The organism is Acinetobacter sp. Marseille-Q1618 (assembly GCF_902809855.1).
Lineage (GTDB): Bacteria > Pseudomonadota > Gammaproteobacteria > Pseudomonadales > Moraxellaceae > Acinetobacter.
The window spans coordinates 1-15,523 of record NZ_CADDWJ010000004.1 but is presented as its reverse complement, the minus strand read 5'-3'; the positions used below and the strand labels follow the sequence as shown (position 1 = coordinate 15,523).

Genomic DNA, 15,523 nt, shown 5'->3' with positions numbered 1-15,523 from the left:
TTATAAGCAACTAATTTGATTCATTTTTTATAAGGGTAAGTTTTTGAAGTCTAAAGAGTTGTCAATTGTTCCCATATAAAATCTTCCAATAATTTGAAAATATATATCAAAACTACTGCTTATAAATTTATCATGCTTTGCTTGCTCATAAAAAATATCATTAATTTTAGAAGCATACTAGGTAATCTTCCCTAAAAATAATAAGGTAAAAAGTACAATTATTCATATTTCTCTATTTTATCAAGTCTAGTCTGTTCTTTCTCAGCATACTTTTTGAAACATCACCCAAAAATAAGTATCCTTTGTAAAAGTTCAGTTAAATTATTTATAAAAGATTGAAAATATAAAGTTTATAAACAAGATAACAGCTCAATATATAAAAATAGAGAATTCTATGAATCATCTAAAAACAACAGTCTTATTAAGTGTATTTTTAATCACAAATACTACTTATGCTGAATTAGTTACATATCAATATGACGATGGAACATGCGAAGTAAACAACAAGTATGATAATAAAAAATTCACTAAAAAACAGTTAGATGATACAATATTTTTATCACAGTCTGTCTATGGACTTAAAATTGATAAAGATAATATAAGAACTCCCCCATCCCCTAATGAGATCAATAAATTGAATCTAGGATATCAAGATTCACTAAGAAAGTTTCAAAATCTAGATATTCCTAAAATACCTAAATATCAACAATTGAAAAAAATTGCACTAACTCAACTAAAACAAGAACATCAATTAAATATGTATCAAGCAAAGTCCTTTGAAAATCCAAAAATATTGTTAACCAAAGAATATGGTGATAAATGCTATGCAATTGCCCAAAAGTTAAATGCTAAAGGTAAAAATATGAACTTGGAAACTTTTTTAGATTATCAAGATGAATGGATTAACTGTGTAATCAATGTTCGACCTGATCACGCTATTGAAATAGAAAAATTAAAGATTAACACCAATAAAGACCTTTTTGTAAAGTCAGAAGCAGACTGTGATTACTAATAATAATATCTTTTTTAAAATGGCTTATGCTATATAAATTAGTTTTAATAATGAAGTATAATTGTGTAGTGAATTTTGATAATCACATTTCAATTATTTTATTTAAAAAGGTATAAAATGAAAAAAATCGTGTTAGGTACGCTTTTAACGTTGTTAGCAACTACTTTTATCTCAACAGCACAAGCCGATGGTAATATAGAATACAATTGCAAAGCAGAAGTCGAGTTCTTAAACCAAGAAATTTTAAATTGGCAAATTAAGCTTATACAAGCAACAAATCCACAAAAACGAAGAATAGCTGAAACTAATCTATCTAGATTAAAGTATGAATTGGCACAATTAAGATATTGTCAAATAGCAAATTAATTATTAATAAAAAACCTAGCATAAAAGCTAGGTTTTTTAGCATCATACTATGACCGAAATGTATTATTCATCTTTAAATTTTTTCGTTATCTGATCATAAACCATTGGTATTATCGTTTCTATAGACTTCATAATCTCTTTATCCTCTTGATCAATAAACTGATTTTGATTATTTATAACTATATCTCTACAATATATAAAATTCTCAATAAATTGGTGACGATTTCTTATATCAGCATCCAGTTCCTCCGCATTTGAATTTTCAACATATTGCATTTGCTGCTTTTGAACTTCAAAAGCAAGATCATCTAATTCTTTTAATTTAGACAAAGTAGGTATAGTAACTGGTGATATATTAATATGCCGATTTGATAAATGCTTTTGTACTTTAATTACAAACTCATTTGAATAAACTTGTTCATGATTAATGAAATTTTGATTCGAGATATATTCTTTAATCTCGCTAACTGTTTGTATCTGATCTGGATCTAAACTCGCAGAAGATTGAGCAATAGAATCTAAAATAGCGGTTGGATTCTGCTTAATTAATTTTTCTTTTTCCTTTTTATCATGTTCTTCTAACACTAAATCTAGTTGTTGTTGTTTGATCTTAACATCCTCATATAAATCATCTAAATGATTTATTACTTCTTCACTTATATCATCCAAATCAATTACTTCATAACCAGCTTCCCCAAATTGATTAACTTTTTGATCATTAATAATATTTTGAATAGTTCGCATAACAGCGTAAAAACTCGATTTTACATCCCCTTCATTTTGTTTAATCATCAAACAGATATCTTCCATCTCAGTATGAACACTTGAACCAGAGCCTATTATTGAAGTTTTTTCATAATCTGGATTACTATGTCTAACTTGGTTTTCCGCAATATCATTTGCTAATTTTTCAATATTTGAATCATATTCCACACTGTCAAAAAAGTTAACATCTCTTTCTATTGATATAAAATCATTTAATCTGATTTTTTTAAGCTTGGGTGGTTGGACAAACATGGTCTGGAGTTGAATCGTAGAGATTATACCTGAACGTCCACCATCTAATTTTTTCGCTACAATATGCGTAAACTGACCATCCTGTTGTGTAGCTAGATCTTCATAAGTGATCTTATCTCTTTTCTCTACTGATACATTAATAGCTCTTTGATAGCTTGCTCCCATCAAATCACCTTGCTTGGTATTAAATCCTTGTGCAGTGGCTTGATTTGCAGTACTCACAATCCCTTTGATCTTGGTGAATGTTTGCCCTTGTTCGCCTGAGTTTATACGTCCAATCGTTTTTGAACCAGTATTCGCAATGATTGCTTCACCTTCTTTCTCATCTGCACGTAAAATATCGGATATATCCTGAGCCGAAAAAGTCATACTAAATGACAATCCACGTGCTTGGGCTGGAATCACGGATAAACCTGCGACAATCTGATAACCTACCTCATCGAGTACTACTTTATAACAAGTTTTAGATGCTGTGACTTTAGATTCAATGACTGAACGTACGACCCCATCGATCCGATTACCTAAAGCCCCTGCCATCATTTGCTTAAGGGAACCGACACATAATTTACCTAACATCTTAATTTTATCGGGTGAATTTTGAAGCGAAGGCAAAACGATCAATAAACAACGTCTATTTAATACCACATCGAACATATCAATTTCGGATGCACGATCCCCATAAATATGACCAAAATTAAACGAGAGTTCACCAATGGCACGAGAAAAACTCATGATCACATAGCCGTGTTGTTCATTCGTTTTCTCATGCTGCTTATATAATTTATTCGCATCAAAAGCTGCTAATGAGCCTAAATATGCACGTAAGGGACTGACAGCCGTATTATATTTTTCGCCAAATCGTTTATAGTTTTCATGGTAATCTTCCCCGTATGCGATACGGATCAGGGGCGAAAGTTCTTGATATTCCACATAAGTTTTCGGTTCTAATAATATTAAACCCCGATCACGTAAAAAACATAATATTGTAGTTAATGCAGAAAGATAGTTGATAGTACGACCTTTCCACATGTCACCCCCACCACTTCCAGAATCATCTAAGAGATAGACCAATTGTTCACCTAGCATCGATGCACTGGTATATGCCATTAAATTAAATGTGTTAGTGAGTTTATCTTCTTGTTTTTCTAATAAATCACGCCCTGCAGTAATAAAGTTTGTAACCAGAATATCATCTTGACGCATAAATCGAGTAGTTAGATACATCAATTCAGCAACCAATTCAGTTGTACCTTTGGCATCTGACATAATAAATCCACTGTTCTGTAACAATGGATTAGTTAATACCATTTTGATTGCTTCGGTTTTACCAGCACCTGTCGTACCGATTAATAAATCGTGAACTCGCTCATCACTGTCTGTCTTCCAAACTTGCTGATAACTATTTCGATCTATACCGTAGTAGTAAGTACCTTCACCATACGTTTTTTCAGGATTCTTTGCTAAAGAGACATTTCGACCAAGAGCATCAAATGAACCATCGGGCAAATTTGCATGTTTTGGTACCCGATAAGGCATATTGTGAAAACGCTTTTGCGGAATCAAATAAAACCGAGTAATTAGAAGTACGATAGGTATTAAGATAAAGAAGAAAAATGGATAGATCACACAAAAAATAGTAATAATCGTTACTGTTAAAGCAAAGTTTTGAGATCCTGATGACTTTCTTAATGCATCATGCATTTTTTGAAAGATATCACGCGTATCTACACGCATATCCTTTGTTTCAAACTGATCTACAGTACCTCTATGTTTTGGTGAAACCATTTTTATTTTAGTCCTTATAGAAAAAAAGTAGAACTTTCATTTATGAAAGCTCTACTAAGGATTTAACTCGCTCTTTGTGCCGAAATATAGTTATAAGTATTGACTACATCTTCTGCAACCTCATCGTAAACTGAGTCCACAGCTTCCGCTTGTTGGTCTAAGCTCATAGATGAAGAAGCTAGTTGTAAAGCACGTTCTTCTTTTAAAGTCTGGATAACAGATTTAACCCCACGAGGATGAATTGTAGAGAGCATATTAATTACTGTATCAAGATCATAACGCTTTCTCAGTAAACTGCGGATTGCTTGATCGTCTGGATCAGTAGACAATAGCCACATGCGTTTTGAACCAACCATAGACGTTAAGAATTGAACAAATTCCTTATTCTCTTTGTTAATTGTCTTAGAAAGATAGGTCATTCCTGTTGGTCTTAAACCTACAATTGAAGTTAAGCGTTGCACTTGTGCATCGGTGAGTTTCAAGGCATTGATTATATCTGCACGCTCATCGGTACTTCCTGCTGAACACACCACAAAACGTCTAGCCGCTTTGGTCAAAATGCCAAAGTCGCTGATATATTGTGAACTAAGATAGAATGCAATTCCCCATTTTCGGGCTTCACGTGAATCTCGTTCTAATTCATCCACCATCACTTTATCGGATTTGATGTTATGCATTTCATCAAAAACCATGTATTTTTTATCAACTTTTAGTTCAGTAACTAAACGAGCATAGTAATCTAAATAAGCCAATGGAATTTCACCACGTACCAGATCTTCTTCTGAATAAGCGATACGTTTCTTATAAAACATACGCACAATTTGAAAGAATAATGAGTTGTTTTTTGCATTATTCTTCTTAATCACGTCTTGCAAGTCGATTGATGCTATACGTGCATCAGCAATATCAAACTCTGTATAGGTATTAAAGTTCGGATAATCAATTGCAACTTGTGATAACGCACGTGTTACCGCATCCAGAATATTTTCACCATTTGGCATATTATAATTGCCATACAATCTCTTCAAAGTGTCAGATTTAGCAATACTGATACAGTCAGGCAAAATTGGCATTGCATATCGATGTGCCAAGTTTCTTGCACGATATAATTTATTTTGACGTACTAAATTAGCTGCTGTTAGATCTGTAATTTCTTCTGCCGATTCATGGCATAGCAAAGCTAAATCGTGGAGTCTTAACTTTTTAGATGGATCAACTGTAATTTTAAGCTCATACAATAAGTGATCGAGTTCACCGCTTTGACCTCGTTGATACAATTTCGGTTGAGATTGATCATTGTCTGTTGAATAAAAAATAAATGTTTCTTTTAAAATATTGGTGATTACGTTTGACATTTCTGGTTCAGGACGATCAAGCTCTTGCGCTGTCACCAAAGTTACTAAAAATGATCGCATTTGATCAAATTCATTGGAAATTGGGAATTGAAATCCAACGGCGGTTTCTAGTGGATTAATCGCATCTTTTGTAGATTTAGATAGCCGTTTGTATACACATAAATGTTTACGTGATGGATCTAAAGCATTTTGAAAACCATATACCAAACCCGATGAGGTTAATCCAACATCGGTAATAAAAATATACGGAAGACGATCTAAACCTGCTGCAAGTCCTGCTTCAAATAATTCATTATTCATCTGCATCGATTTACCCGAACCCATACCACCACAAATGATCGTATAGTTATAAGCGAGTTCATCCGAGAAGTGCTCTAGCTTCATCAACTTACCGCAAGGTGTTCGTTGCACCATCGTACCTTTCTTAAACGGTGATGCAGGTCGGTCTAGAGGTAGTAAGTGAAGCGCATCAGGCAAAGGTGCTGCTGCAATCGGGGCATAATGCTTATATGCTAAAGGAAAATGTGTGGTATAAGCTTGTACCAAATCACCTGTTCTTTCGATCGGAACGGCATATCCCCAATTCTGAATTGCTCGCCAAAGTTTTGCTTTTCGGATTTGTAAACGCTCTAAACCTTTTTCATTTTTTTCATCCCAAGTCATTACTGAAATTTGTAATCCGCATACTGTACCGCCTTGCTCCTTGTAATGATTTAGTGCGTCCCCTGCCGATTTTAATTGTGCGTTTGCTGCGCCTTGCCAACCGACCAAAGATGCTAATGACCGCTTTAAACCGATCGTTGACATTCCATCTCCTGTCAACATGAATGATACCGCATACGGAATAGCACGAATCGAACCGTCCGATAATTCTGTCGTCTGTTGATTCATACGATCAAAAAAATTGATAAATGTTGGCATGACTGAACTCATACCTGAAAAACTTGGTGACGGAGGTGTTGATAACGGTATAGGCGTATATACCAAGTCACCGACTTCTACTGAACCTTTTGGAACAGTGATATCCCCTGCTTTATCTTTAGAGCCTAGTGGTGTAATGGTCTGTATCATGAGTTGATCAGAAATTTTAGGATACAACACTTCTGAATAATCATTTTTACTCGCTCTTTTTTTCCAACGTAGCGGTATTGGCATATTCGAGTTAGGAATGAATGCTTTATAGTTTGGATCAAAATAGCGAGGATTCATCATTCTACCAATAGATGTAATTGCTCCACTCACATCGAGTTTTTCAACGACCCCATTAAAATCCGTATGTTGCAATTCATTTAAAATGCCTTGAACAAAGGTGTCATGAATAGCTTTTAAAGAGGGTAAGCCATGTAAAAGGTTTTGTGCATCTTTCATGGTTCCCACATTGTAACGTTCAGCAAGTTCACTCAATCTTTGCTGATCATTTTTAATCTCAGCAGAATCTAATAGATTTGGATGTGTGATACATGCGATAAAGCTTTGCTCATCATAAAGATAAGGTTCATAGATCTCTTTCATTTCATCAATGAACGAGTTTAGATTCAAACCAAGTGTTTTTGCTGTTTGCTTTTGAATATCAACTATACGATCAATCCCTGCATTTCCATCTAGATCTCGTCTAAACATCCACATGATCTTATGACCAGTAGTTTTAAAAGGATTACTTAGATAGGTGTTCAACCGATCAATTTCACCTAAAAATGTATTGTTATAATCAATTGTTGAGCGAATACCGTCATAGCGTATCAATGTCATCAGTGCGCCATTTTGCAGCACTAAATTATATTGACCGTCAACCGTCTCAATCTCACAGTAATCTTCTGCCGATGATTTAAAAAGTTTAGCTAAATAAATTAAAGCAAGTTCTAATCCAGTTAATGCCACTCGACTATCATCTTTGACTTTGACAGTTTTAGCTTTCGTAGTTTTTGCAGTACGTCTAGTATCTGCTTTTGTAGCTTGTTGTGCCATAATTTCACCTGAATAAAGGCTAAGTTAATTAGTGTGTTAAATGCGGATAGTGGGCTACTTCTTCAAATTTTGAACAAATTTTTTGCAGTATAGATTGATGATCTACTTTGCTATTTTGATAAAATAAATGCGCGATATCATCTAAAGCTTCGTGTTTAAAAACCGCAAAATACAACAACATATACGGCATGATATTGTTCGACTTATGCTTAATGTCTAGTGCTTGATATTCACTATTTAAGTCAAAATATTGCTTTAATGATGATGGTGTAGCCAGTAAATTATGTTCAAGTAACTCAAAAAATGTATTTTTGAAGGTCTGGTCGTTGTATCCAATATAAAAAAATAAATCACCGTGTTTAGAGACAATATTCGCCTCATGGATTGCAGCTTCATATTCAGGTAAGTGTTCAATTTGCTCTAAAAATTGCTCACGTAAACTTTGATTAAAAAGGTAAGAAAATAATCCTAAATTTTCATGCAACAATGTATTGGCAAGTTTATTTTGTTGTTTCATGAATTCACGATCAAATATAGACAAAATATTCCGCTTACTATTTTCAAAATTGTATTTAAATGACCAACACTCTACATGAAACACAATTTCGTATAGCAATTCTAATTGATTAAATTTTTCAATTTCTTCACCCACGTACATCAGTGGTAAAGCTGTATTCAAACCTAAAAAAGCCAATTTTCGCTTTTGCTTGGGCTTTAACTCTTGCTGATTAATTTTAATGACATAAAATTGAGATTTATGGATTGAATGCATTTGATTCAAATATTTATCATCTAGTTTTTCAATATCTCCCAAAAAAGGCAAAGCAGTTTTTGATAATGCTTCTACTACATTATTTGAGAATGTAGTTAAGAACAGGGGGGAGCTATTCTCAGAAATTTCTAGTTCATAATCTTCAAAATCTATGCGAGTTGGTGAATTGAGCAAGTCTTTAGGTAAATAATCCAGATTAGCTAGATTCAACATTCTTAATAAATTGAGTTCAAAATTGTCTATAACTTCAGAATCGTATCTAAAAAGATAAGGTCTTAATTGTTCTTCCATAATGACACCTACCCTATTTCTTTGAGTAATTTATGTTCGTACAATCTAGTCCAAAGTTCAGGATTAAATTCGTCCAAAGATAAGTAATATTCCACTTGTTCCTTTTTGAAAATATTCTCATTAAATAATAAAACAAAAGGAAAAAATGAATCTTTATTAAAGCTACGACCAGTGCCTTTGATCAATTTCATTGCATTCACAACTCGCTCAAGACTATCATTTGAAGATAATGATTGACGAACATAAACAGCATTTTTTCGATCAATGATGATTTGCTCCTTAGCATCTTGAGTCGCATTTGGAAAATCTATTTCCACACTTTCAATGATTTTACTTTCATCAACATTCGGTCTTGAAAAGGCAGCAGCAATATTTTGAATGAGTGTGGTCAATTTGCTATTTTCAAAGTACATTCTAATTTTGTGGTCTGGATGTTGTGATAAAATTAAAATAAATCGTTGTAAATGATTAAGATTTACTTGGGATAGATCATGGCTTATCCCCATAAATCCTGCTTTATCTGCTAAAACCCAACTTAAATGCTTGGTTCGATGACATAAAGTACAAGCAGGGACTAAATTTTCAGCATTATTATTGCTGTGATTACCATCTAAGTGATGAATTTCTAAAAACTTTTCATCATGAAAATCACAGAAATAACAACGATGATTAAATGCTTTAAACAGCAATTGATCAGAATTTTGAGGATGTAAGTATTGTTCTACATCTGAAATTAAATCGAGATATAAATTTTTCATTGCATCTTCTCCATTCCAATCTAAATATCTGGTGTAAAGAGACAGATCTCTTTACACCTTATTCCTTTTACACGTTTCCTGCTGCTGAGTTGGATGCAGACCAGAAGAAGTAAGTTGCACCTGCTAATACAACCGCAACGATGAATTTGATTAAAATTTTCATTGGTGTAACATCTGAACCTTGCTTATTGAGCTTGGTTAAATCTAAAACTGCCAATACAAAAAATAGAAATGCTGCAACGATACAAACATACTGCATCACTTCCATGAATGTATTCATTCCACTCACACCTCGATCTTTAATGTCACCGATCGAATCACCTGCTTTTGATGCACCACGCTTGCTCTCACCTAGAATATTATCTGTGTCAGCAAAAGACTGAACACTCATTACAGTGGTTGTAGCGAAAGCACCTGCTTTCATATATTTTTCTGAAATTACATCTTTTAATGTGTTTAATTTCATGATCTTGCCTCTTAGTTTAATTTATATTGTTTTACTCAGTAAAACAGTGGTTTAATTGAATCAGTGGTCAACCAACTGATGTTTTAGCTCAGACCGATAATTTTGAAAAAATCAAGCCCAAAAATAGTTGCTACTAACGCATGTACATCTTCTATTTTGTATGAAAGCATTCCTCCTAGAATATAGACAAAGCCCTGAGCATTAGATGATTTACCTATACCGTCACTATTGTCTCTCCAGATTAATAATCCTTTAATCATTGCCATGATGCCCACTAACTGACATATACCAATGACGACTAAAATTGTGAGTGATAATTCTGCTGTATAAGAATTACCTACAGTCTGTGAATAATCATAATAAGTCACAGCATTTGGGCGAGTATCATTCAGTAAACTGCCCATAACATCGACCAGTTGCAAATTTAAACCAAGTTGCACAAGCAACATGGCAATAATCAACTTCACAACCACACCAGAAGCCGAAGGTCGTCTCACTGTTGTCATAAAACGAGTGGCATTGACTGGATCACTTACAGCAATCATGTCCAAGATCGCTCGAACAAATACAATAAATCCCAAAACTACGCACAGATATCGAGCAATAGTGATTGATGCTACAATCAAAGTGCCAGAATTTTGTAGAACTTGAATAAAATCCATGCCATACCCCTAATTTACTTGCTAAATGAAACTTCGCCCGCAGTTTCATTCACATCAAGTACGCTGTAGCCCGTTGGTAATTTTTGACCTATTGCGTATGAGGTTGTATCACGACCATCACTGAGCCAAACACGATTACCTACAGTTGCCACGACTTCATAACCTTGAGGAAGTGCCTTATTAACACTTACACCTGATTTAGTAGAGCGTAGCGTGACAATATTTGATCCTTGATTTGCACGTGTATTCTTAATTAATGTTTGCAACTGACCAATGGTGATGTGCTGACGCTGAGCTACATCACGTAAACTATTAATTTGTGCCTTCAAACGTGAATTTTCAGCTTCTACTTGATTCAGTTGATTGTTTGTCGCTTGTTGTGCTAATTGAGCCTGACCAACTGGTGAATTAGGGTTCACAGGTGCAGGAGTATTCGGTACATAGATCGGTTGTAAGCCATTTGCTGCATTATGTTGAACAATGACTTGTTGACCTTCGTAAGTGTACGGATCCACATCACGACCTGTTGAATCTTTGATTGTAATTTTGCCTGACACTGGATCAGTCGATTTCGGCATGTTTGTCGGTACATCAATCATTTGGGTAGGTTGAAGTGGTTGCTGTAACGTCTGTAATTGGTTCGGATCTGTATAAGGTTGAACTGGTTGAACTGGTTGTTGAGCAACTTGTTCCACGACAACCTCTGTATCAGCAGGTTTATTCTTTGAACGTTTTGCCATAAACATCACAACACATACTATGAGTGCTACAACAATCGCACCAATAATAATATATTTATCTTTAGAAGATTTTTCAGGAGCATTATTTTCACCTTCATAAACTTCTTCATCGAACTGGATATCTTGATTGTCAGCCATTTTGAATACTCCAAATTTTGTTATTGTCTAATGTCTTGGTTGATAAATATGTAGAAAACCGTACCCACAGGTGTTCTATAAGTAGTCGGTTTATTTCCATAAATAGTTTCAATTTTTTGACCAAAATCATTACCCAGTTGACCCACAATATTTCCTGCAATTCGCTTATTTGATGGATCTTCTTGATTAACTATCGTTGAATTATTGGTATATGTAGTGCTACCTATACTGTTTTCATACGCTTTTCCATAACCTTTAGCAGCAGAAGAAGCAATCATTGCAGTTGAATTTTTGATAATGTGACGATCAATTTTTGTAGCCATCCCAAACGATCCTTGAAGCGTTTGACCTACACCATCCATCGCAAATTCTAGATTTTTACCATCGGATAGAACTCGTCTAAAATTAAATTGAATATTGTCTTGTGTTTTACGCACGTTCCCGATGACTTTACGACCTTTGAATTTTCCAGAAGTGATTTGAGCAAATACTTGATCACCCTCATCCGTGTTGACTTCATTAAGTAAACGAGCCGTTAATCGGGTTCCTGCTGCGACTAAAATTTCCCCTTGACCATTGGCAGTATTTTGTCCGTTTCCAGAATATTGACCATTGTTATTATTCATAAGGACTGCCGAATTTCCATAGTCGGTATTTTGTCCATTCCCTGAGTATTGACCGTTTGTGGAATTGGCAGGTGGAGCATAGCTAGTCAATGTAAAACCATTCTTTTCAGAATTCTTCTTTTCAGCTCCATTCAGACGTTGTATTTGCTTATCAACAAAGCCATACAATGTTGTTTGAGCTTGTTCATTTTCAGTCTTTTGACGTTGTGACTCTTGCTCATACCACCCTGCAAAATCGTTATTATTTTGCACATATTGGTTGGCTATCGGTGCTGCATAATCAGGCGTATTATCTACAGGGATATATTGCGGTTGTTGTACATTCGAGTTCGCTTCAGCATTTGGCGTATAACTTTGTGGTTGATTATTGTTAACCAAATTAGCTGTATTATTGAACAATGCAGCATTAACTTGATCTTGAGTCAGTCCAGTAGCAGCATTTGTCGTTGAAGGCAAAACAGCTTGACCTTGTGCATCACTTTGGCGAATGACTAAATTACGTGGTGTAAAACTTTCACCTCTGGCTTGAGCCTCTTGTGCCAAAATAGCTTCTTGTTGACGTATGTATTGATATTGTTCTGGTGTTACTTCTTCTGCTTGCTTAGCTGAAGTTTCAGGCGTATCCATCTTTATATTACCAACTTGTTCAGGTGCATCATTACCACCAAAGAACAATTTGAATATACCAAATAAAATTAACAAGGTTATTGCTGAAACGATAATTATACCAATTCTGAAAATACCATTTTCATTCCACTGATATTTAAACTTATCGAGTATGCCTTGTTTGACCCGAGTATCTGCATTATTACGAGTTACATCACTATAATCCTCGCCTCCAGATAAAGGATTATGAATATCCTGGTTTTGATTCGCGTCTGTATCTTGTACAGTGTCAGTTGCATCTTGACCTAAACTAGAATTAGGTACATCTGACTGAGCATTTTGATTATTTTGAGTCATAATGCACCTTGATTAGTTATTGAAATAAACGGTAGCAGTACCGTTATTTCGACTAACAGTGATTTGATTGATCGGATCTGGATAAATAAATATTCCTGTCCCCGAACTTGAACGTGCCGTTGTTTTGTAGCTTGGATATAAAACAGTATCTCTTGTACGAATAATGTATTGACCGTTATACATCCAAGCCTCAACTGTAGGATCCGTTGATCGAACTCGTTCTGCTTCTGGTGGCGGTGTTCCGTCTAAAAATGATAAAGTTTGAATATCAATATTGCCCATGATCCCACCGCCTAAGCTATTCAAATTCGCTCGAAGTGCTGAATTTGACGGTGTAGGGCTGCGACCAGATAAACGTGCATCAATTCGCATATCAACTTCATTTTGACCTGTAGACAGAATAAAAATTACAGGTGTGGAAAGCCCTTTGAGTGTTACAACGACATTCCCATACGCTGTCGCAGTCAAAGGCGTCAATGAAAGGATATTAGTTCCTTTCACAGTTGTTATTTGTTGTGGTGTATTTTGGTTATTTCGACCATTCTGATTATTTTGCCCATTTGGACTTTGATAATTTTGATCTTGTGTCTGAATCGTCTCTACTTGCTGTTTAGGCGGTGTTTTAAAAAATAGATTTTCATCTACAACCACGTCTTCAATTTCCCATGCATTACCACTTAAGTCTGAAAATACAATACTACTCATCATTCCTTTAGACAGTCGAAGAACTGGAGGCTGAGCAGCAGGACTTAAATCTACAGGTATTGAACGAACAATCGGTCTAGCAGTAAATGAATATGGAGTTGAAGCATCACGTTCTTGTTGTAAAAACAAATTTTTTAAGTTACGAACCTGTTCTGGTGTTAATGCCATGCCAATTGCTTCGGCAACAATATCATCTTTAGTCCGATTGACATTCATTGGAGGTGGAAACGAATTACCAAAGGTTTGTATTCCACCTAAATCAATGGTGTTGGGTGGAGGCTGACCAACATATTGATCTTGTTGAGGCTGCTGCTGTGGTTGCTGTTGAGGCTGCTGTGGTTGCTGTTGAGGCTGCTGCGGTTGTTGTTGATCTGCTGCGTAAGCTGAACCTAAAAAGGCAGAAGAACATATTACAGCTAGTGTATGAAGTCGAAGTTTTTGCATCATGGCATCCACCCTATATTAATTAGTTCTAAGAATAATGCTGCTCACACCAAAACCTTTCGGGTTATAAACGTCACGTGGAGTAACTTCAACACGGATTTCAGCGAGATAATTTCTAGAGTCAGCAGGTGAACTTTTACCGTTAAAATATTCCATGCGAATCGGCACTTGAACAATCCAGAAACGATTGCCTAAATTGTCGATTCCTTTATTATTCGTAACTTCTGGAGTACGAGCTGCAGAAGTACGAAGTACTAAATAATTTTGCTTAATTTGATCAATTAAACCTGATTGATTTAAAGAGGTGATGAAGCTTGAACGTCCTCGATCTGTAAAATATCTACGCAAAACATCGGTTGTAGAGTTATCCGCATTTTGATAATCAATAGCATAAGCATTAAGGACAGCTTCTTTAGCAAATTCAGCAATATTTGTATCTGTAAAGGTTGGATTTTCATTGGGATTTAACTTACAAATCACGCTATTATCAATCGTTTGAAATGCTTCAGTTTTCGGCATTTTAGCTAAAATACCACTTAAAATAATGATAGCTACAATCAAAAATATAATGACAAGTAAACCACCCCCAATCCACATACGTTGTTTGTTAATGACATTTCTTAATTCAGCATTGTTTCGACTGACTTCAACAAGTCCACTATTGATATAACGTGTTTGTTGTTGAGCTTGATTCGGGTTTTGATCTGATTTCTTTTGCGACATTATCTAAAGCCCTATTATTTATTGTCTAAACTTTCCAGTTAAAGGTTCATATATACATGGTGCAGAAGATCCGTCATCGAAGACAAATACATTGAAATCAGGATTAATAGCCATATAGATACACATACCAAAAACAACTAATGCTAGTACGACAATAATGACAAGGATGACTTTAAGAACGTTATCAAGAATTTTTCGATAGAAAACTAATGTTTGGTTATCTACATTGTACGGATTGTGTGGATTGCCCCACGTACTGTAAATATCTACAAACTTCCGACTCAAGTTTTTTTCTTCTGTATCTTTCATCTTTTATCTTCTCGTCATTAAGACTGAGCTTTAGTTAATACTGCACATCAAGTGACAGTAGCTATACGTGTATATTGTCTTAGTATTTTTAAAAATTCGCAATATCTTTTTTTTAAATTGTTAACTTTTTTTCGTTTTCCAAGTATTTATCCAATGAGCTGACATCCTCCCCTCTTTTAAGAGGGGGTGAGATCACAAAATCTCATTAGACCATTAAATTAATGGTTAATTAGAACGATCTTGATGCATCTACATAATTGTTTTTTTCATAACTTACAGCAGTTTTCCGTATTTGGTTAATTTCAGGGTAACAATTCACCATAAACTCCATAATTGAAGAAGCATCATTGGTCTTATAGAAATTAAGCATTTTATCCTGGAAGGCAAAGGTGTTCTCTTTAGGCAGACTCATTGCTTGTAAACCTG

The 15,523-nt window shown here is 34.9% G+C and carries 13 protein-coding genes and 1 pseudogene; 2 read left to right on the top strand and 12 right to left on the bottom strand.

What is annotated here, in order from left to right; genetic code table 11:
* The first annotated feature begins 394 nt into the window (after nucleotides 1–394).
* Entirely contained in the window at nucleotides 395–1,012 is a 618-nt protein-coding gene (locus tag HUS24_RS15480; protein WP_173912866.1) for a hypothetical protein, read from the top strand.
* Nucleotides 1,013–1,129: 117 nt separating this feature from the next.
* Entirely contained in the window at nucleotides 1,130–1,378 is a 249-nt protein-coding gene (locus tag HUS24_RS15475; RefSeq protein WP_173912865.1) for a hypothetical protein, read from the top strand.
* 63 nt (nucleotides 1,379–1,441) lie between these two features.
* Here the strand turns inward: HUS24_RS15475 and HUS24_RS15470 are convergent, their stop codons facing one another.
* From HUS24_RS15470 to HUS24_RS16955, 12 genes and pseudogenes are all read right to left on the bottom strand, one after another.
* On the bottom strand, nucleotides 1,442–4,180 hold the full coding sequence (locus HUS24_RS15470) for a hypothetical protein (RefSeq protein ID WP_173912864.1): 2,739 nt from the start codon (nucleotides 4,178–4,180) through the stop codon (nucleotides 1,442–1,444).
* A 62-nt stretch (nucleotides 4,181–4,242) separates the two neighbouring features.
* A complete protein-coding gene (locus tag HUS24_RS15465) occupies nucleotides 4,243–7,500 on the bottom strand; it encodes an ATP-binding protein (RefSeq protein ID WP_173912863.1) in 3,258 nt (1,085 codons plus the stop codon).
* Between the two features lie 28 nt (nucleotides 7,501–7,528).
* Entirely contained in the window at nucleotides 7,529–8,563 is a 1,035-nt protein-coding gene (locus HUS24_RS15460; protein WP_173912862.1) for a hypothetical protein, read from the bottom strand.
* Nucleotides 8,564–8,571: 8 nt separating this feature from the next.
* On the bottom strand, nucleotides 8,572–9,321 hold the full coding sequence (locus HUS24_RS15455; RefSeq protein ID WP_173912861.1) for an HNH endonuclease signature motif containing protein: 750 nt from the start codon (nucleotides 9,319–9,321) through the stop codon (nucleotides 8,572–8,574).
* Between the two features lie 67 nt (nucleotides 9,322–9,388).
* The gene (locus HUS24_RS15450; RefSeq protein WP_173912860.1) at nucleotides 9,389–9,787 is read right to left on the bottom strand and encodes a hypothetical protein; all 399 of its coding nucleotides are present in this window, start codon (nucleotides 9,785–9,787) and stop codon (nucleotides 9,389–9,391) included.
* 83 nt (nucleotides 9,788–9,870) lie between these two features.
* Nucleotides 9,871–10,449, bottom strand: coding sequence for a type VI secretion protein (locus HUS24_RS15445; protein WP_173912859.1), 579 nt, complete (start codon nucleotides 10,447–10,449; stop codon nucleotides 9,871–9,873).
* A gap of 14 nt (nucleotides 10,450–10,463) precedes the next feature.
* Entirely contained in the window at nucleotides 10,464–11,327 is an 864-nt protein-coding gene (locus HUS24_RS15440) for a hypothetical protein (RefSeq protein WP_173912858.1), read from the bottom strand.
* Nucleotides 11,328–11,347: 20 nt separating this feature from the next.
* Nucleotides 11,348–12,916, bottom strand: coding sequence for a DotG/IcmE/VirB10 family protein (locus HUS24_RS15435; protein WP_173912857.1), 1,569 nt, complete (start codon nucleotides 12,914–12,916; stop codon nucleotides 11,348–11,350).
* A gap of 12 nt (nucleotides 12,917–12,928) precedes the next feature.
* Nucleotides 12,929–14,068 carry a DotH/IcmK family type IV secretion protein gene (locus HUS24_RS15430; protein WP_254433880.1) on the bottom strand — a complete coding sequence of 380 codons (1,140 nt, stop codon included), beginning with the start codon at nucleotides 14,066–14,068 and terminating at the stop codon, nucleotides 12,929–12,931.
* Nucleotides 14,069–14,083: 15 nt separating this feature from the next.
* Nucleotides 14,084–14,788, bottom strand: a complete 705-nt coding sequence (locus HUS24_RS15425; protein WP_173912856.1) for a DotI/IcmL family type IV secretion protein — start codon at nucleotides 14,786–14,788, stop codon at nucleotides 14,084–14,086.
* An 18-nt stretch (nucleotides 14,789–14,806) separates the two neighbouring features.
* Nucleotides 14,807–15,097 (bottom strand): hypothetical protein, encoded by a 291-nt coding sequence (locus tag HUS24_RS15420; protein WP_173912855.1) that lies wholly within the window; start codon nucleotides 15,095–15,097, stop codon nucleotides 14,807–14,809.
* A 229-nt stretch (nucleotides 15,098–15,326) separates the two neighbouring features.
* Nucleotides 15,327–15,523: pseudogene (locus tag HUS24_RS16955) on the bottom strand (hypothetical protein); the annotation flags it as partial.